General features: G+C 65.9%; 20 protein-coding genes. 8 read left to right on the top strand and 12 right to left on the bottom strand.

Annotated features, from left to right (window positions below):
- Window positions 1–2 precede the first annotated feature (2 nt).
- The 3 genes from IEX41_RS08320 to IEX41_RS08310 form a co-directional block, all read right to left on the bottom strand.
- Complete coding sequence (locus IEX41_RS08320) at window positions 3–314, bottom strand: DUF6455 family protein (protein WP_229673066.1); 312 nt, start codon at window positions 312–314, stop codon at window positions 3–5.
- 32 nt (window positions 315–346) lie between these two features.
- Window positions 347–616 carry a DUF6455 family protein gene (locus IEX41_RS08315; protein ID WP_188789785.1) on the bottom strand — a complete coding sequence of 90 codons (270 nt, stop codon included), beginning with the start codon at window positions 614–616 and terminating at the stop codon, window positions 347–349.
- Window positions 617–709: 93 nt separating this feature from the next.
- The gene (locus IEX41_RS08310) at window positions 710–1420 is read right to left on the bottom strand and encodes a M48 family metallopeptidase (protein ID WP_188789784.1); all 711 of its coding nucleotides are present in this window, start codon (window positions 1418–1420) and stop codon (window positions 710–712) included.
- 146 nt (window positions 1421–1566) lie between these two features.
- Here IEX41_RS08310 and IEX41_RS08305 point away from each other — a divergent pair, with 146 nt between their 5' ends.
- Window positions 1567–1800: a DUF8831 family protein gene (locus IEX41_RS08305; RefSeq protein ID WP_188789783.1), complete on the top strand. Its 234-nt coding sequence runs from the start codon at window positions 1567–1569 to the stop codon at window positions 1798–1800.
- 63 nt (window positions 1801–1863) lie between these two features.
- Here IEX41_RS08305 and IEX41_RS08300 read toward each other — a convergent pair whose 3' ends face one another.
- Window positions 1864–2121, bottom strand: coding sequence for a DUF167 domain-containing protein (locus tag IEX41_RS08300; RefSeq protein ID WP_188789782.1), 258 nt, complete (start codon window positions 2119–2121; stop codon window positions 1864–1866).
- A 300-nt stretch (window positions 2122–2421) separates the two neighbouring features.
- Between IEX41_RS08300 and IEX41_RS08295 the strand changes: the two genes are divergently transcribed.
- Both IEX41_RS08295 and IEX41_RS08290 read left to right on the top strand, forming a co-directional pair.
- Window positions 2422–3000 carry a nitroreductase family protein gene (locus tag IEX41_RS08295; protein WP_188789781.1) on the top strand — a complete coding sequence of 193 codons (579 nt, stop codon included), beginning with the start codon at window positions 2422–2424 and terminating at the stop codon, window positions 2998–3000.
- Window positions 2997–3692: an EI24 domain-containing protein gene (locus IEX41_RS08290; protein WP_188789780.1), complete on the top strand. Its 696-nt coding sequence runs from the start codon at window positions 2997–2999 to the stop codon at window positions 3690–3692. Before IEX41_RS08295 ends, IEX41_RS08290 begins: the two co-directional genes overlap by 4 nt.
- Window positions 3693–3774: 82 nt before the next feature.
- Here the strand turns inward: IEX41_RS08290 and IEX41_RS08285 are convergent, their stop codons facing one another.
- Together IEX41_RS08285 and mce are read right to left on the bottom strand one after the other, a co-directional pair.
- Complete coding sequence (locus IEX41_RS08285; protein ID WP_188789779.1) at window positions 3775–4062, bottom strand: DUF1467 family protein; 288 nt, start codon at window positions 4060–4062, stop codon at window positions 3775–3777.
- A 45-nt stretch (window positions 4063–4107) separates the two neighbouring features.
- Window positions 4108–4512, bottom strand: a complete 405-nt coding sequence (gene mce, locus IEX41_RS08280) for a methylmalonyl-CoA epimerase (RefSeq protein ID WP_188789778.1) — start codon at window positions 4510–4512, stop codon at window positions 4108–4110.
- Window positions 4513–4646: 134 nt separating this feature from the next.
- On the opposite strand from mce, the gene IEX41_RS08275 reads away from it, so the two are divergent.
- Window positions 4647–5363, top strand: a complete 717-nt coding sequence (locus tag IEX41_RS08275) for a response regulator (RefSeq protein ID WP_229673064.1) — start codon at window positions 4647–4649, stop codon at window positions 5361–5363.
- A 256-nt stretch (window positions 5364–5619) separates the two neighbouring features.
- Here IEX41_RS08275 and IEX41_RS08270 read toward each other — a convergent pair whose 3' ends face one another.
- Window positions 5620–6150, bottom strand: coding sequence for an invasion associated locus B family protein (locus tag IEX41_RS08270; protein ID WP_188789776.1), 531 nt, complete (start codon window positions 6148–6150; stop codon window positions 5620–5622).
- Between the two features lie 197 nt (window positions 6151–6347).
- Between IEX41_RS08270 and IEX41_RS08265 the strand changes: the two genes are divergently transcribed.
- Complete coding sequence (locus tag IEX41_RS08265) at window positions 6348–7346, top strand: asparaginase (RefSeq protein WP_229673056.1); 999 nt, start codon at window positions 6348–6350, stop codon at window positions 7344–7346.
- Between the two features lie 59 nt (window positions 7347–7405).
- Here the strand turns inward: IEX41_RS08265 and serB are convergent, their stop codons facing one another.
- The 4 genes from serB to IEX41_RS08245 form a co-directional block, all read right to left on the bottom strand.
- Complete coding sequence (serB, locus tag IEX41_RS08260; RefSeq protein ID WP_188789775.1) at window positions 7406–8272, bottom strand: phosphoserine phosphatase SerB; 867 nt, start codon at window positions 8270–8272, stop codon at window positions 7406–7408.
- Between the two features lie 152 nt (window positions 8273–8424).
- Window positions 8425–10065 (bottom strand): peptidoglycan -binding protein, encoded by a 1641-nt coding sequence (locus IEX41_RS08255; RefSeq protein ID WP_188789774.1) that lies wholly within the window; start codon window positions 10063–10065, stop codon window positions 8425–8427.
- Window positions 10066–10068: 3 nt separating this feature from the next.
- Window positions 10069–11280: a biopolymer transporter ExbB gene (locus IEX41_RS08250; protein WP_188789773.1), complete on the bottom strand. Its 1212-nt coding sequence runs from the start codon at window positions 11278–11280 to the stop codon at window positions 10069–10071.
- Between the two features lie 53 nt (window positions 11281–11333).
- Window positions 11334–11876 carry a gamma-glutamylcyclotransferase gene (locus tag IEX41_RS08245; RefSeq protein WP_188789772.1) on the bottom strand — a complete coding sequence of 181 codons (543 nt, stop codon included), beginning with the start codon at window positions 11874–11876 and terminating at the stop codon, window positions 11334–11336.
- A gap of 65 nt (window positions 11877–11941) precedes the next feature.
- Between IEX41_RS08245 and IEX41_RS08240 the strand changes: the two genes are divergently transcribed.
- The 3 genes from IEX41_RS08240 (at window position 11942) to IEX41_RS08230 (ending at window position 15162) form a co-directional block, all read left to right on the top strand.
- Entirely contained in the window at window positions 11942–12877 is a 936-nt protein-coding gene (locus IEX41_RS08240) for a DUF2125 domain-containing protein (protein ID WP_188789771.1), read from the top strand.
- A gap of 38 nt (window positions 12878–12915) precedes the next feature.
- Entirely contained in the window at window positions 12916–14187 is a 1272-nt protein-coding gene (locus IEX41_RS08235; RefSeq protein ID WP_188789770.1) for an acetylornithine deacetylase/succinyl-diaminopimelate desuccinylase family protein, read from the top strand.
- A 132-nt stretch (window positions 14188–14319) separates the two neighbouring features.
- Window positions 14320–15162 (top strand): LOG family protein, encoded by an 843-nt coding sequence (locus IEX41_RS08230; protein ID WP_188789769.1) that lies wholly within the window; start codon window positions 14320–14322, stop codon window positions 15160–15162.
- 96 nt (window positions 15163–15258) lie between these two features.
- On the opposite strand, the gene IEX41_RS08225 is transcribed toward IEX41_RS08230, so the two are convergent.
- Entirely contained in the window at window positions 15259–17130 is a 1872-nt protein-coding gene (locus IEX41_RS08225) for a polysaccharide biosynthesis protein (RefSeq protein ID WP_188789768.1), read from the bottom strand.
- Between the last annotated feature and the right edge of the window lie 337 nt (window positions 17131–17467).

The following is a 17467-nucleotide window of genomic DNA, read 5'->3' as shown; positions in this document are numbered from 1 at the left end:
AATCACCGCCGGTTCTTCTCTGTGCCCGAGGCCATGCCCGGCCCTGCCTGCAACGCCGCGAACCAGTCACGGTTGAGGCAATCCGCCGGAGCCTCGCGCAGCGCATCCACCGGCTGCGACAGCCAGCGCTGGCAGCCGTCGGCCCAGGCGCAGGTACGGCAGCGGTGAACCATGCCGGCCCATTCCGCCTGAGTGAGCGCCCCGGTGTCAGAGGCTTCCACAAGGTCGGTGCCGCTGGCACGGGCCATGCGCTGAACAAGCCAGTAATGCTCGGTCTCATCGCCGAGCGGTCGGAACGGGGTGGCGTCAAGCATCGCTTCCTCGTCTGCTTCTTGCCTCATGCCGCTCAGGCGTCGCGAAGCTGCTGGAACAGCGCCGTGTTGCGACAGAAATCGGGAGTGGTGTCGGCAGGGCCGGCTTGCTGCTGCTCGCGCTGCTCCAGCCAGCCGGCGCAGGCGCAGGGCTGGGTGCAGCCGGTGCACGACAGCACTGCGTGATCGAAACCATCGAAGGTCAGTCTCCCGCGGATCATTTCCTCGGCAATGTCGACACCCACGGCCGAGGCCATGTGATCCACCAGTCGCGCGTGTCGGGCGTAGTTGGTATTGGTCGGCATGGCAGTCTCTCCTGTCGGGGTTGGGGACAGGAGAGAGGCTAGCAAACCGTCGGCAATCCCCCCTTGATTCAGGTCAAGAGGGGCCTTGGCGGGTCAGTTGGTGGCGCGGTAGGCGGCCGCAGTGCGCTGAACGATGGTCCGGCGCGCGGCGTTCGACGGGTGCGAACCCATGAAACGGTCACCCGGATCGGGCAGACGCAGGAAGAAATCCGCGCCCCGCACCGGATCATAGCCGGCCATGATGGTCAGGACCGTGCCCATCTGGTCGGCCTCCAGCTCGTATTCCTTGGAAAAGGTCCGCGCGCCCACGCTTGCCCCCAGCTCCTGCGCCGAGCGAACATCGGCGGCGCTTGCCCCCGACATCTCGGCGACACCCGAGAAGATCACCGCGGCGATGGCGGCATCCTCTTCGACCTTGGCAAGGTGTCCGAGGATGTGGTGCGCCGATTCATGCGCCATGACAAAGGCCAGCTCGTCGGCATTCTGCACGGACGCGATGAGTGCGAGGTTGAAGGCAATGATGGGACGGCCCTGTGCATCCAGCGTCTGGAAGGCGTTGGCTTCCTGCCCCGGCCGGTCATCGACCACGATGAGATAATCACAGTTCTGCCCGCGGGTCAGTCGATCACACTGCGATTCGGCAATGGGCTCGATCCGGCTTGCCACCTCGACGAAGCGCCGGGTCGCCATTTCAGCCTGCGTCTCGACCGGGCGCGCGCTGCCGGTGCCCGGCGGGGTATCGACCGTGGGCATGACCTCACAAGCGGCGAGGAAGACGAGGAGGAGGGGAAGAAGACGGCGCATGAAGGCTCCGGGGTTCGGGCAGATCGTCACTCCAGCATAGAAGCCATGGCGCTGCTGTACCAGCATTGCCACGCAGAAGGCGATGTTCGCGGCGGGGCGTGCTTTTCAGGTCTTGCGCCGGGCGGTGGCCGGGATAGGCTGGTTTCATGTTCAGCATAGAGCACGAATTTGACGCCACGGTCGTCACCCTTGTGGACGAGGGCTCCACACACCTCCAGGAAGACGTCATCGTTTCCGGGTTCGAGGAATGCGTCACGGTCGAGCAATACGATCCACGCACCGATCAGGTGTATCGCATCACCCTGTCTATGACCCAGATGCGCGACCTCGCCGCGGCACTGTCGCTGCCCGAAGGGGTCTACGTGCGCGACAAGGACTGACCCCCGGGGCCGAACCATCGTTCCGATCCGTCTCGGACGGCAATACCCAAGACGAAAAGCCGCTCACTCCTCGAGCCGGAAAAGTTTGTCCCGCGAGGTCGCGCCCCGCACCAGTTCCAGCCGGGATTTCGGCACGCCGAGCGCCTTTGCCAGAAGCTTCTGGACGGCGGCATTGGCCTTGCCGTCCTCGGGCGCGGCAGTGACGGCGACGCGCAGAAGGCTGCCGTCTTCGCGAATCTCGTTGCGGCGGGACTTGGGGGTCACCCGCAGCTCAAACCGGGCGCCGGGCTGCGCGAGATGGGCGAGGGCCGCCTTAGCCATGGCGTTTGTCCTTTTCGCTGCTGCGCCACTCGATAGCGTTGGCGTGATCCTGCGGCAACCTCTCCGGGCTGCGCGCCAGACTTCTTCCCGCTTCCCGCTTCCCGCCTCCCGCCTCCCGCCTCCCGCCTCCCGCCTCCCGCCTCCCGCCTCCCGCCTCCCGCCTCCCGCTTGGAGTGGGCGCGCGCCCGTCGCAGTGCCGTCAAGAACAGGCGGCAAACACTGCCCCATCGCCGCAACGCCGATGGTTGAAAGACGGGGCAGAAAGGCTGACATAGAGGCGGACCAGCGAAGGAGACGCCGATGCCCACCCCCAACACCGCCGCGATGGAGTTCCTGCTTGGCCGCCGGTCGCGCCCTGCCAAGACGCTGACCGGCCCCGCGCCGGACCGCGCCGCGCTCGAGCCGATCCTGACCGCGGCGGCCCGCACGCCGGACCACGGCAAGCTCGAGCCATGGCGCTTCATCGTCATCGAAGGCGCGGGATTGGCCCGCCTCTCGGAAGCGGCGGGCGCGCGCGGCGAGGCGCTGGAGCTCGATGAGGGCAACGCCGGCAAGGGGCGCAAACAATTTTCCGACAGCCATCTTTGCGTGGCGGTGGTCGAGTCGCCAAAGGACAGCGCCAAGATCCCAGCCATCGAACAGACCTACTCTGCCGGTGCCGTATGTCTGGCGCTGCTCAACGCCGCGCTGGCCAGCGGCTGGGGCGCCAACTGGCTGACCGGCTGGATTGCCGAGGACCGGCCCTTCGTCGAGGACACGCTGGGCCTTGCCCCACATGAACGCATCGCTGGCTTCATCCACATCGGCACCGAAACCTCCGCCCCACCAGATCGCCCGCGCCCGGACCTCTCCGCGATCACCACCTGGGTGAGCGAATGATCCCTGCGTCCTTCCTTGCCGCCATCGGCCAGCTGGGCGACCGGCGCTTCCAGTGGGTGCTCCTGAAGGGGCTTGCGATCACCATCGCGATCTTCGTTGCGGTCTACTTCGTCTTCGTGACCGGCGTGGGCTGGGTCATCGGGGACAGCCTGACGTTGCCATGGGTCGGTACCGTGACATGGGTGGACGACGCGATCAGCTGGGGGGCGATCCCCCTCATGATGCTGCTGTCGGTCTTTCTCATGGTACCGGTGGCCTCGGCCATCACCGGGCTGTTCCTCGACGACGTGGCGCAGGCGGTAGAGGACCGGCATTACCCGAGCCTCGGCCCCGCGGACGAGCTGTCGCTGGCCGAGAACATCCGCGATTCGCTGGCCTTCCTCGGGGTGCTGGTGCTGGCCAACATCGTGGCACTGGTGCTGTATCTGATGTTCGCACCGCTGGCGCCGTTCATCTTCTGGGGGCTCAACGGCTTCCTGCTGGGCCGGGAATACATCACCCTTGCCGCGGTGCGCCGGGTTGGGCGCGAGGGCGCGCGGCAGATCCGCAAGCGCCATTTCGTGACGATCTGGCTGGCGGGCATCCTGATGGTGGTGCCGCTGACCATTCCGCTGGTAAACCTGCTGGTGCCGATCATTGGCGCGGCAACCTTCACCCACCTCTTCCACCGGCTTCAGGCCCGCAAACGCTGAAGCAACGATGCAGCGGGGCGGCGCAGGTGCGCCGCCCCGTCTGTTTCGCACGCGGCTTGGCGTGGTTCGCGCGCTGACGTCTTCAGTTGCCCGAAGGCGAGCCCATGCGGTTGAACATCATCGCATCGATGTCCCGTACAGTGATCCAGCCCGACAAAATGACCGCTGCGGCAATGCCCCAGATCACGAGGCTGATGGCCGTGGTGATCAGCGCTTTCTTGCGAAGATTGTGCACCTCGGGGCTGCTGGCATGGGTGCCTTCGACCACCTCTCCTCGATCGCCCTGCGTCACCAGACGCACGGGGATCACGCACAGGAAGGTCATGAACCAGATCACTGCAAAGAGTACGATTCCTGAAACGATGCCCATCTCGGCCTCCTCTGTCGGCTGGGTGCGGGGACCCTACCGCGTCTGTCAGACCTGTTCCAGTTCCACCAGCGTGCCCTGGAAGTCCTTCGGGTGCAGGAACAGCACCGGCTTGCCATGGGCGCCGATCTTCGGCTCGCCGCTGCCCAGAACGCGTGCGCCGGTGTCCAGCAACTTGTCGCGCGCGGCAAGGATGTCGTCCACCTCGTAACAGATGTGGTGGATGCCACCCGCCGGGTTCTTGTCCAGAAAGCCGCGGATCGGGGAGTCGTCGCCCAAGGGATAGAGCAGTTCGATCTTGGTGTTCGGCAACTCGATGAAGATGACGGTGACGCCGTGATCGGGTTCGTCCTGCGGCGCACCCACCTTTGCCCCCAGCGTGTCACGGTAGCTTGCGGCCGCCGCATCAAGATCCGGCACCGCGATGGCTACGTGGTTCAGGCGTCCGATCATGGCGTTTTCCTCCGTTTCGCGAAAATCTCGCGCATAAGACCGGAGGGCAGGAAATGCCGCAAGATGCTGCGAGCGTTAACTGGGCATTAGGGACAACCGGGGAATGCTGAGGGCAGATCCCTATGGAGGACACGATGACAGACCCGGACCGCCACACCCATCTCCCACGCCCCACCGCCACACGCCCTCTGCTGGGCCTGACCGTGCTGGTGGTCGAGGACAGCCGCTATGCGTGTGATGCCATGCGCCTTTTGTGCCTGCGCAGCGGGGCGCGCATCCGGCGGGCCGATTGCCTGCTGTCGGCGCGGCGTCACCTGATGGTCTACCGGCCCACCGTGGTGATCGTGGACCTCGGCCTGCCCGACGGCTCCGGCGCCGACCTGATCGCCGAGATGGCAAAGACGACGCCTCGTGTTTCGGTCATTCTTGGTACCAGCGGCGACAGCTTTGCCGAGCATGTGGCCTTCGCCGCCGGCGCGGACGGGTTCCTCCCGAAACCGGTGGACAGCGTCGTCGCCTTCCAGAACGAGATCATCGGTAACCTGCCCCCCGAACGCCAGCCGCGCGGGCTGCGCATGGTGGCCGACGATCCGGTGCGCCCGGACCCCCTGGCCTACCGCGACGACATGGCCCACGCGGCGGACGTGCTGAACGTCAACCGGGATGGGCGGATGGTCGACTACGTGGCACAGTTCCTGCGCGGAGTCGCCTTCAGCGCCGGAGATCACGTGCTGCAGGCCGCCGCCGAAGATGTATCCCGCGCCCGTGTCGAAGGTCGCTCGCTCCCCGGCGATGTCGCGCGGCTCAGCAGGCTGGTGCAGGAACGGCTGGCGGACAGGGTCGCGATCTGACGTCCCGCCCGGGCGACTCGGGACACGGCAGGCCCGCGACCTCGAAAAAGGGGACGCCAATGCGCCGCGCAAGACCCAGGCGCTGATTTTCAGCGCCCCGCCACGCCAGCAGCCTCGGGCCCTCTGGCCTCGGGGGCTGCACTGCCAGACAACACCAGGCGCCGTTTAGGCAAGGTGCTTCTGGCCGCTGGCTCAAGAAACGAAAACGCCCACGCCAGAACAGCGAGGGCGCAAATTTCGGGTCACTGCAGAAGGATCAGGACGAGCAGCGCGACTGCGCATCATCCACTGCCGCGGTAAAGCCCAGAAGCGAGAACGTGTCCTGCGTCTGCGTGCCCCGCGCCGACCGCGCGGTCAGGACCGCGTCGGCGCCGCGTTTCATGGCGGCGATGATCTGAGCATCGTCCTGCGGTGTCGCCGGCCAAGCCCATTCGCCATCGACGTAAAGATCGAACTCGTTGCCGCCGATGTTCACGTTGACCGTCGATCCCGGCGCAAAGGGATAGCCGCCGGTGAACGCGACCTGCCCGGTCACGTTGGCGCCCGGACGGTAGAATACCATCAGCAGGATATCCCCGCGACGCACCGAAACGACGCGGCCGTCAACGGTGTTCACGCTTTCCTTGTAGGTGGTCACGGCCCAGCATTCGCGCGGGTCGCTCCCCTCGAACACGGACCAGTCAGTGATCGCGTTCACGCGATTCTGGCTTTCTTCCTGTGCCAGTGCGGCCGTCGCGGTCGCGGCCAGCATCACGCCGCCAATAACCCCTCCGAGAAATGCCTTCATAGGTTGCAGCCTCCAGCTGTCTTTTTGCCTCAACGCCCGCGAAAGGCGCCCCGATCATCACCCTGTGGCGGGACCCGGACGGTCCGGCGGCCCACCGGGCGCTACCAATTTTTACTCGACGCGGCGAGGATAGACTGAAAAAGCTCATGTCATAAAGCCCCTGTCGGCATGATATCGCCTAGTTGTGAAAGTCCATCATGAACACCCATCCCATCCCCATGGTCGAAGTCCACCGCGGCCCCCTTGCCGAAAGCCTGCACAGCGGCCACGCCGTACTTTGCGATGCTTCCGGCGACGTGATCCAGGCCTGGGGCAACCCCGACCAGATCATCCTGCCACGCAGCTCTGCCAAGATGATCCAGGCCCTGCCACTGGTCGCCTCGGGCGCCGCCGATGCGCGCAGCCTGACCTCGGCGCAGCTCGCGCTGGCCTGCGCCTCGCATGAAGGCGCGCCTCTGCATGCAGACGCGGTGACCGCGTGGCTTGCGGACCTTGGCCTCACCGATGACGACCTGCGCTGCGGGGCGGAACCCAGCCGCGACAAGGACCTGCGCTTCGAGATGATTCGCGAGGGCCGCAAACCCTGCCAGGTGCACAACAACTGCTCGGGCAAGCATGCGGGCTTCCTGACCCTGAACCAGCACCTCGGCGCCGGTAGCGAATACGTGGAGCCGGAACACGCGGTGCAGCTGGCGGTGCGCGATGCGTTCGAGACGGTGACCGACGCAACCTCGCCCGGCTACGGGATCGACGGCTGCTCGGCCCCGAACTTCGCCACGACGATGCACGGGATGGCCCGCGCAATGGCGTTCTTTGCCAGTGCCGGCGGGCGTGGTGATGGCCTCTCGAAGGCCGCGGCCCGCCTCACCGAGGCGATGATCGCCAATCCCGAACACGTGGCCGGTCAGGGTCGCGCCTGCACCCTGCTGATGCGCGCCGCGAAAGAGCCGGTGGCGATCAAGACCGGGGCCGAGGGGTATTTCATCGCCATCCTGCCGAACCGCGGCCAGGGCCTAGCGCTCAAGATCACCGACGGCACCACCCGCGCCTCGAACTGCGCCATCGCCGCGCTGCTGGTCAGGCTTGGCGTGCTTGACGCCGGCCACCCGGACGTGAAGAGCTTCCTGAACCCGGAGATCCGCAACTGGCGCGGGCTGCTCACCGGCGACATCCGTCCGGCCCCGAGCTTCCCCTGACCTTCTTCTCTTGAAAAATACGCCGGGGCGAGGGGCAGCGCCCCTCGCCCCGGCACGGATCACGCGACGAAGTCGTCCGAGGCGTAGCCCTGCAGGAACAAAAGCGCCGTGAGATCGCCATGGTTCACCCGCAGATCACATTGCGCCTGCACCGATGGCTTCGCATGCAGCGCCACGCCGTATCCGGCTCGGCCGAGCATACCCAGATCATTGGCACCATCGCCCACGGCAATGACCTCGTCCTCTCCCAGCCCGAGGCGCGTGGTGATGAGCTCGAGCGCCTCGACCTTGGCCTCGCGCCCGAGGATCGGGCGGGCGACCTCGCCGGTCAGCTTGCCGTCCTCGATGTGCAGGATGTTGGCGCGGTTCTCGTCAAAGCCCACGAGTGCCGCGACCTTTTCGGTGAAGGCAGTGAAGCCGCCCGATACCAGCGCCGCGTAGGCGCCTTGCGCCTTCATGGTCGCCAGAAGGGTCTTGCCGCCGGGCATGAGGGTAATGCGCTCGGCGAGCACCTTGTCGATGATGCCTTCGGGCAGGCCCTTGAGCAGGGCCACGCGCTCTGTCAGTGCGCCGTCGAAGTCGAGCTCGCCGTTCATGGCGCGGGCGGTGATGTCCTTGACCCGCGCGCCGACGCCGGCCTCGTCCGCCAGCTCGTCGATGCATTCCTGCTGGATCATCGTGCTGTCCATGTCCGCCAGCAGCATCTTCTTGCGACGACCCTCGGCGGGCAGGATATTGAGATCAACCATGTCTGCAACCGACGCGCGGATCTCGTCGAAGTTCGAGGGAATCTCGGCAACCGGGAATTCGGCGGCTTCGCCGCTGGCAAGAAGGCGGGTCTCGCCGCCTCCCATGGCGCCGTGCAACGAGCTTACGAGCGCGGCATCAAGGCTGCCGGGCTTGGCGATGAGCGAGACGATGTACATGGGAGTGCGGCCTATCTTGTCGGGGTGCGGGGCGCTTGTGGCATGAGGGGCCCGGATTTTCCAGCCCTCACGCCGGCTTGCAGCACCTGAACGAGGGGCACTGCCCCTCGCTTTTTCCGGCGTATCTGCAAAGAGAGGAAGCGGCGGGCGCCTCAGCGTTCGGTGAGTTTCAGCTCGATGCGGCGGTTGGCGGCGCGGGCGGCCGCGGTGCCCGAGGAGTCGATGGGCTGGAATTCCCCGAAGCCGTTGGCAGCAAGGCGCGAGGGCGGGAAGCCAAGGCCCTGCGACAGGTAGCGCACCACCGACAGGGCGCGCGCCTGGCTGAGTTCCCAGTTGTCGGCGAAGTCACCGCCGAAGCGGATCGGAGTGTCGTCGGTGTGTCCGTCAACCCTCAGGATCCAGTCGATGCCGTCGGGGATGTCGTCCATCACGCCGCGCAGGATGCCAGCGATATTGGCGATTTCTCGTTCACCGTCCTGCGACAGCTCGGCCCCGCCGGGCGGGAACAGCACCTCGGAGGAGAAGACGAAGCGGTCGCCTTCGATCCGAACACCGTCCTGGTTGCCGATTAGATCGCGCAGGCGGCCGAAGAACTCCGAGCGATAGAGTTCGAGATCGCGGTTCTGCTCCTCGAGCCTTTTCCGTTCGGCCTCTTCGAGCTGGCGGCGGCGGCGTTCCTCGGCGGCGACCTGTGCCAGCGCTTGGTTGAGATCCTGTCCGAGGCTCTGCAGCTGGACCTGCGAGGCGGCATCCCGTTCGCGGGCGTCGTCGAGCAGCGATTGCAGGTCACCCAGTTGCCCCCGTAGGGCGGCCATTTGCTGATTGAGCAGTTCTGTTTCGCGTTCCGCATCCTCGGCCCGTTCACGGGTGTCCGACAGCTCGTCCCGGGCGACCTGAAGCAGCGCGGCCTCGCGTTCTGCATCCGACAGCTGGTCCCGCAGGGCTTCGGCCTCCTCCGCGCGGTCGCGGGCGGCGGCGAGCAGCGTAAGCGTGTCCTCGGCCCGCTGTCGCTGATCCTCAAGCGCCATGGACATGGCGGTGAGCTCGGCATCGGCGTTCTCAAGGCGTTCACGCAGGGCGCGGGCCGCTTCGGCCTCCGCGAGGCGCTGCGCTTCTTCATCGGTCAGTTGGCTTTCCAGCTCGGAGACCTGCTGCGAGAGCCTGCCGACAGTGTCATCGCGGCTGGCGGCCTCGGCGCGCAGATCCTCGACCAGCGCCTGCAGCGCCTCGCGGCGGGCGGCGGCAAGGCGAGCGGTCTCGGCTTCGGCGTCCACCTCGGCGCGCGCCTGAGCCAGTGCCAGATCGAGCGCATCGCGTTCCGAAAGGGCCTGATCGCGGGCGTCCTGCAGGGCCTCTTCGCTGGCGGTAAGCTCGGCGATGCGGCCTTCGGCTTCGTCTCGGTCGGCCAGCAGGCTGGCGACCTGATCTTCGAAGCTGGCGATGCGGCCAGCCTGTTCGTCCCGCTCTGCGGTCAGCGAAGACACGAGCGCACGCGATTGTTCCAGCTGATCGCGGGTGTCGTTCAGTGTGCCCTCGAGCTCACCCAGACGCCCGGTGAGCGCGGCGTTCTGCCGTTCCTGAACCCCAAGCGCCGTGGCCAGTTCGGCCACCTGCCCGGCAAGCCGGTCAAGCTGGCTTTCCTGCCCGGTGATGGTGTCGCGCAGCACCGACTGGATGACCATGAAGATGGTCAGCACGAACATCAGCACAAGCAGCAGCCCGGTCATCGCATCCACGAATCCGGGCCAGATGTTGGCCTGAAACCTTGATCCCGTGCGCCGCGACAGGGACATGAATCAGCTTTCCGTACGAGGGCGGCTGGGGCGGACCGTCACCGACTGGGGCTGTGCCGATTGCGCCAGCCTGGTCATCGTGCGGTTGAGCGTGGCAAGATCCGTGCGCAGTTCGGCCATGCTTTCCTGCCGGCCAGCCGCGACCTCTTCGAGAAGGCGCAACATCTGCACGTCGATGGACCGCAGGCGCATGCGGCTTTCGGCATCAAAGCCATCAGCAGTCTCGCGGTCGGCGATGACGTCGGCAAGGCGTTCCTGCCCTTCGGCGATGCGGGCAAGCGACGAGGACGACGGCGCCGTCGCTTCCAGCCGCTCGGTCATGCGTTCCAGCGAATCTGCCAGCTGGCCGATGCGCCCATCCACCTCCATCTGGCTTTCGGTGGAGCGGGCGAACATGAGGGTCAGCCGCTCCATCTGGTCGGTCATCTGGTCCAGCACCTGTGCCACGGCGTCATTGGTACCGCCTTCGCCCGCGCCATCCCCGTCGCCCGAGAAGGACAGCCGGGTGATCGAGCTCAGCCATTCCTCGAGCTCACGGTAGAAGCGGTTCTGCCCGTGCCCGGCGAAAAGTTCGAGCAAACCGACAACCAGCGAGCCCGCGAGCCCCATCAGGGACGAACCGAAGGCCACGCCCATGCCGCCCAGCTGGCTTTCGAGGCCGGTCATCAGGCGGGTAAACACGTCCATGTTGCTTTCGCCCTCGGCGGGGGCGAGGCTGCGGATGGTGTCGACCAGCGCCGGCACCGTGGTGGCGAGGCCGTAGAAGGTGCCCAGAAGGCCAAGGAAGATCAGCAACGACACGAGATAGCGCGTGATCTCGCGCGCCTCGTCGATGCGGGTGGCCACCGAATCGAGGATCGACCGGGTCGAGGTGGTGGTGATCTGCATCCGCCGGTCGCGGCGGCGCAGCATCGCGGCCAGCGGCGCCAGAAGGCGCGGGGCGTCGGCGCCGGTGTCCCGGTCGGCGGCGAAGCCTTCGATCCAGCGCACGGACTGGATCAGCTGCGCCACCTGCCAGAAGCAGGCCAGCACGCCCAGGACGAAGACGAAGGCGATGAACCCGTTGAGCCAGGGGTTCGATTCGAACACCGGCAGCACCCGCGGCAGCAGCACGAAGCTGCCCGCAATGCACAGGCCGATCACCGCGAGCATGAGGGCGATCTGGCGGAAGGGCTGGCTGAATTGCGGCTCGGCCTGGAGGTCGGGCTGGTTCATGAACGTTCCTGGCAAAGGGTGCCTGTTGCGCAAAGCCTATTGTGGCATGTCAATCAAGCCAAGCGGTTATCGGCCATCTGCCCCACGCGATCCCGCAACCAGTGCAGTTCCGCATCGGGTATCCCCAACTCGTCGAGGTGGTCGGCGGTGTTGAGAAGGTATTCGGTGTTCGGCCCCATGCCTCCCACGGCGGTTGCGATGGCGATCGCCTGCTCCTCGAGCGGGAGGCCGCCGCAGTACTGCACGTGGCCCGGGTCGATCACGTAGGTGACCGCCTCGACGGTGCGTCCGTCCTTCAGGTTCACCGGCAGGCGCTTTTCCAGATAGGCCGAGGACACCAGTTCACGCTCGCGCAGGTAGTCCAGTGTCGCCTCCTCGGTCCCCGTCTCGGCGCGCAGCACAAGCCCTTCGCAGAACGATCCGGGCCGTTCGTCCAGCGCCAGCACGAGGCCGGGGTGGTCGGGCGTGCCGCGATGGTGGATCGAGCGCATGCAGAAGCTGCGGTGGTAGTCGTTCAGGATGCCGTGATGGCGTTCCGCCACCGGGAATCCCGGGTTCCACAAAAGCGAGCCATAGCCGAAGACCCAGAGCGCCATTTCTTTTCCTTTCATCTCTTGCGCTGTAAACACCATGACGCAAAGCCATGAAAGGGCCCTTACCCGTGAAACGCCTTGTCCTCGTCGTCGTCGCCGCCGCGCTCGCATGGTCGGCCTTCTGGTTCTGGTCCGCCTCCGCCCAGCGGTCCGCCATCGAGGCCTGGGCCGAGGACCGCCGCGCGGATGGGGTCGAAGTTGCTTGGGACGATCTGAGCATCGACGGCTTCCCCAACCGCATCGACACCACCTTTACCGGCCTGCGTGGAAGTGATGCCTCGGCGGGGTATGACGCCGAGGTACCGGTGCTGCAGGTGCTCCAGATGGTGTGGAACCGCGACCACGTGATCCTCGCCCTGCCGGACGGGTTCTCGGTCACGCAGGGGGAGGACCGTTACGACGTGGACGCCACAGGCCTGCGCGCCAGTGCGGTGCAAGACGGCGGTGCGCTGCAGCGGTTCAACCTCGAGGCGGAGGTGGTGAATGTCTCCGGCACGGCCTCGGCGGCCATGTCCGGTGTCACCGGCGCCCTGCGCCGCGTGCCGGATCAGCCCGCCTACAGCGTCGCCTTCAACGCCACCGAATTTGCCGCAGCGGGCGCGTCCGGCAGCGGCAGCCTCGCGCTGGAAGGCGAGGCCGGGATCGCCCCCGAGGCCATGGGGGGCACCGTCACCATCGAGGATCTGCGCCGCATCCGCGTGGGCCGGCTCGACCTGACGCAGGGGGCGCTCGACCTCGCGCTCGCCGCCGATCTCGACGTGGCCGAGGATGGCGAGATCGAGGGCGAGCTGACGATCCGCGCAGACAACCTTTCGGCAGCCATCGCGGCGGAACGCGAGGCGGGGCGGATGCCGTCCGAGGTCCTGACGCTGATCGAAGGCACGGCGCAGCTGCTCTCGGGCCTGTCGGGCCGCGAGGACAGCATCGACGTGGGGCTCGAGTTCCGCGGCGGGCGCACATGGCTGGGCATCCTGCCCATAGGCCCGGCCCCCGACCTGTTCTGAGCCTTGCGCCGGACGGCAAACCCGGGAAAGCTGTCCACATGACAAAGCTTTCCTCCCGCATCGACGCCAAGCGCGACGACCTGATTGACCTCACCCAGGCGCTGATCCGGGTGCCCACGCTGAACCCGCCGGGCACCCACTACCGCGACATCTGCGAACTGCTCGAATGCCGCCTGTCGGCCCGTGGCTTTGCCTGCGAGCTGATCCGCGCCCACGGCGCGCCGGGCGACAGCGACACCTATCCGCGCTGGAACCTCGTGGCCCGGCGCGACGGCACGCGGCCCGGCGATTGCGTCCATTTCAACAGCCACCACGACGTGGTCGAGGTCGGCCAGGGCTGGACCCGCGATCCCTTCGGCGGCGAGCTTGACGAGGGCCGCATCTACGGGCGCGGCGCCTGCGACATGAAGGGCGGGCTGGCGGCCTCTGTCATCGCCGTCGAGGCGTTCCTCGAACAGCACTCCGATTTCGCCGGCGCCATCGAGATCAGCGCCACCGCAGACGAGGAATCCGGCGGCTACGGCGGCGTCGCCTACCTTGCGCAACAGGGCTATTTCGCGCCCGAGCGGGTGCAGCATGTCATCATCCCCGAGCCGCTGGACAAGGACCGGATCTGCCTTGGCCACCGGGGCGGCTGGTGGGCCGAGATCGAGACGAAGGGCGAGATCGCCCACGGCTCCATGCCCTTCCTCGGGGATTGCGCCGTGCGCCACATGGGGGCGGTGCTTCAGGCCTTCGAGGACCGGCTTTTCCCCGCCATGGCCGCCCGTCACACGGATATGCCGGTGGTGCCCGAGGGGGCGCGGCAGTCGACCATGAACATCAACGCCATCCACGGCGGCCAGCCCGAGAATCCGCCCGATTTCGACGGCCTTCCAGCGCATTGCGTGCCCGACAGCTGCCGCATCGTGATCGACCGCCGCTTTCTCGTGGAAGAAACCGCCGACGGCGTGCGGGATGAGGTGATCGCGCTGCTGGATGACCTCAAGGCACGGCGGGCGAATTTCGATTATGAGCTGCGCGAGCTCAACCGCGTGATCCCCTCGATGACCGACCGTGATGCGCCCGTGGTGACCACCGTGGCACAGGCGATCCGCGATGAACTGGGGGTGGACCCGACCTATGTCGCCTCGCCCGGCAGCTATGACCAGAAGCACATCGACCGCATCGGCAAGCTGAAGAACTGCATTGCCTATGGGCCGGGCGTTCTGGAACTGGCGCACAAGCCGGACGAATGGGTTGGCGTGGACGACATGCTCGGCAGCGCCCGCGTCATGGGCCGCAGCCTCGAGACGCTGTTGCTGCCGTGACCCCCGGGCAAACCGCAGCTTTCACGGTCCGCCCGATGCTCTGATGATGACGCCACCACTGCCCGCGCTATAGTCGAACAAAAGGGCAGAACACCCGGCACGGAACCGGGCAGGACAAGGATCCAAGATTACATGCATGACGACCGCCACTCGAACTTCCGCGACGCAGGCCACGACCGCCAGACCGCCGAGGCGATTCCCGACACGCCGCAGACCCGCGCGCCCACCTACAGGCTGGCTTTCGCGGACGAGGCATTCCTGTGCAAGGACGAGCTGCGCCCGGTCCGCCTGCAACTCGAACTGCTCAAGCCGCAGCTTGTCCTCGACGAGCACCAGATCGACTCGACCATCGTTCTCTTCGGTGGCGCCCGCATCCCCTCGGCGGCGGAAAAGGACGGCGCGCGCACCAAGACCCTCGCCGACTTGTCGCATTTCTACGAGGAGGCCCGCCTCTTTGCACACCGGATGACCGAGAAATCCATTGCCAGCGGCAACCGCGAATACGTGGTCACCACCGGCGGCGGCCCCGGCGTGATGGAGGCGGGCAACCTCGGCGCCCAAGAGGCGGGCGGCGTGTCCATCGGCCTCAACATCGTACTGCCGCACGAGCAGGCGCCGAACGAATACGTGACCCCGGACCTGTGCTTCAACTTCCACTACTTCGCCATCCGCAAGATGCACTTCCTGATGCGCGCCCGCGCCATCTGCGTTTTCCCCGGCGGCTTCGGCACCCTCGACGAGATGTTCGAGGCGCTCACCCTGATCCAGACCGGCCGCATGAACCGCGTGCCCTTCCTGCTGTTTGGCCGCGCCTTCTGGGAAAAGGTCATCAACTGGGAGGCGCTCGAGGACGCGGGCACCATCAGTCCCGAGGATCTCGACCTCTTCCGCTTCGTGGAGACCGCCGACGAGGCCGCCGCGATCATCGAGGAATGGAGCACCGCCCCTGCCCGCGAAGACATCCCGGGCCGTTAACCACCGGGCACGAAAAAGGGGGCTTCGCGCCCCCTTACATCTTCTTCTCTTTGCAAATACGCACCAGCACGGTCCCGGCCACGGCCAGCACGCCGATCAGACGCGCTGTTTCTCGACGGCAGGCTTCTCGCCCTGCTCGACCCAGCGTGCGATGACGCCCCGCGCCATCTCCTCGTCGAGGCTCGAGATCGCCATGCGCAGGTCCTTCAGTGCCGTCGCCAGCTCGAACTCGGACAGGTAGCTTTCCTGTGCGCGCAGGATTTTCTGGTGCGGCGTGGTCAGCATGTCGGACGAGATCAGAAGCTCTTCGTGCATCTTCTCGCCCTTGCGCAGGCCTGTGACCTTGATCTCGATGTCACCCTCGGGGTGTTCCTCGTCCTTGACGGTATAGCCTGCGCCCTCGATCATCTGGCGCGCCAGCTTTCGGATCGCCACGGGCTTGCCCATGTCGAGCACGAAGACATCGCCGCCCCGGGCAAAGGACCCCGCCAGCAGCACAAGCCGCGCCGCCTCGGAAATAGTCATGAAGAAGCGTGTCACCTTGGGATCGGTGAGCGTCACCGGACCGCCGCGGGCGATCTGCTCTTCGAACAAAGGAATGACGGACCCCGACGAACCCAGCACGTTTCCGAAGCGCACCATGGAAAACCGCGTGCCGGTGCTGCGGGTCGCAAGATCCTGCACGACCAGCTCGGCCAGGCGCTTGGAGGCGCCCATGACGTTGGTCGGCCGCACGGCCTTGTCCGAGGATACCAGGATGAAGCGCTCGACCCCGGCCTCGCGGGCGCAGTCGGCCAGAACCTTTGTCCCCAGCACGTTGTTGCGCAGACCGGCCAGGACGTTGCACTCGACCAAAGGCAGGTGCTTGTAGGCGGCGGCATGCAGAACCACCTCGATATCGTGCTGTGCCATGACATCGGACATCAGAGACTCGTCGAGGATGGACCCGAGGATCGGCACCACGGACATGCCCTGCGATGTCTCGCGCAATTCCTTCTCGATGTTGTAGAGGCTCAGTTCCGAGTGATCCACCAGCACCACGCAATCGGGCTTGCAGGCGATGAGCTGACGGCACAGTTCGGACCCGATGGAGCCGCCTGCCCCGGTCACCATGATGCGGCGTCCGGTATAGGCGTGGCTGACACCCGGAAGCTGCGATTCCAGCCGGTTGCGGCCCAGCAGGTCATCAAGCGACACCGGCGTGACCCGCTTGCGCAGCTCGCCCTCGCCAACCATCTGGGCAAAGCTCGGTAGGGCATGAACCTCGACCCCTATCTTGCGCAGGCCATGGGCGATGCGGGCGGTCTGCGGCGGGCTGATGGAGGGCATTGCCAGCACCACGCGCTGAACGCTCTTCTTGGAGATCAGGTCCTGGATTGCAGACGAGGCATGCACCTTCAGCCCGGCCACGACCTGGCTCTGCATGGTGGGATTGTCGTCAACGAAGGCGACCGGGTCGATGCGATTGTCGTGGCGCAGTGCCAGCGCCAGCTGCTGACCGGTTTGGCCTGCACCGTAGATGATAACCCGCATGCGGTTGCCACCGCGGCGGTAGATCTCGAGAGTGACGTAGCGCATCATGATGCGCCAGCCGACGCAGGTCACCAGCAGCAGCAGCGAGAAGTTGAAATAGACCGGAAGCGCCAGCTGAGGCGTGCCGAAGCGGCTGAACGCCACCCCGGCAAGCCCGGTGATCGCGGCGAAATAGGCGGATCGCGTGATACCGCGCGTGTCATAGGCGTTGAGCTTCAGATGCGGCAGCCCCAACCACCAGGACACCGCCCCGCCGAGAAGCACCATCATCGCCAGCGGAAGCATCAGTCCGGAAACGCTCTCGATATCCGGGTTTACGACTGCATGAAGGAGAAGCGCGGCGATCATGGCTAGAATGATCGACAAGGCGTCAGCCAGCATGAAAAGCAGCTGTTTCTGGGTCCGCGTCAGCGACGTGACGAGCCAGTATAGCATTCAGGTCGTTCCTCTTCGAACGCAGTTACGCAATGCATAATCAAAATATCGCGCACGGGACCAAGTCCCGGGTCACCCTTTAGGGTGGCTGCAAGCGACTCGATTACTTAGTTCAGTCATCAAAAAACACGTTCCACTTAGGCGGCTGCTCAACGAGTAGACAAGTGCGGAATTGCTGCACCTGCAAGAATGAGCGGCTTTTCACCTATGCCGGTTTCCATAATGGTTCACGAGGCTAAATGAAAGTCACTCGCACAAAAGTTGTGCTTTCATTTTAAAGCAGCGAGGCAGCGCCTTTGCCCCGGTACCCGTGAACACTCTTTCGTTGCACCCCCGC

The sequence above is a fragment of the Salipiger pallidus genome (genome assembly GCF_014643635.1).
GTDB lineage: Bacteria > Pseudomonadota > Alphaproteobacteria > Rhodobacterales > Rhodobacteraceae > Salipiger > Salipiger pallidus.
This window is presented reverse-complemented; position numbering and strand designations above follow the sequence as displayed.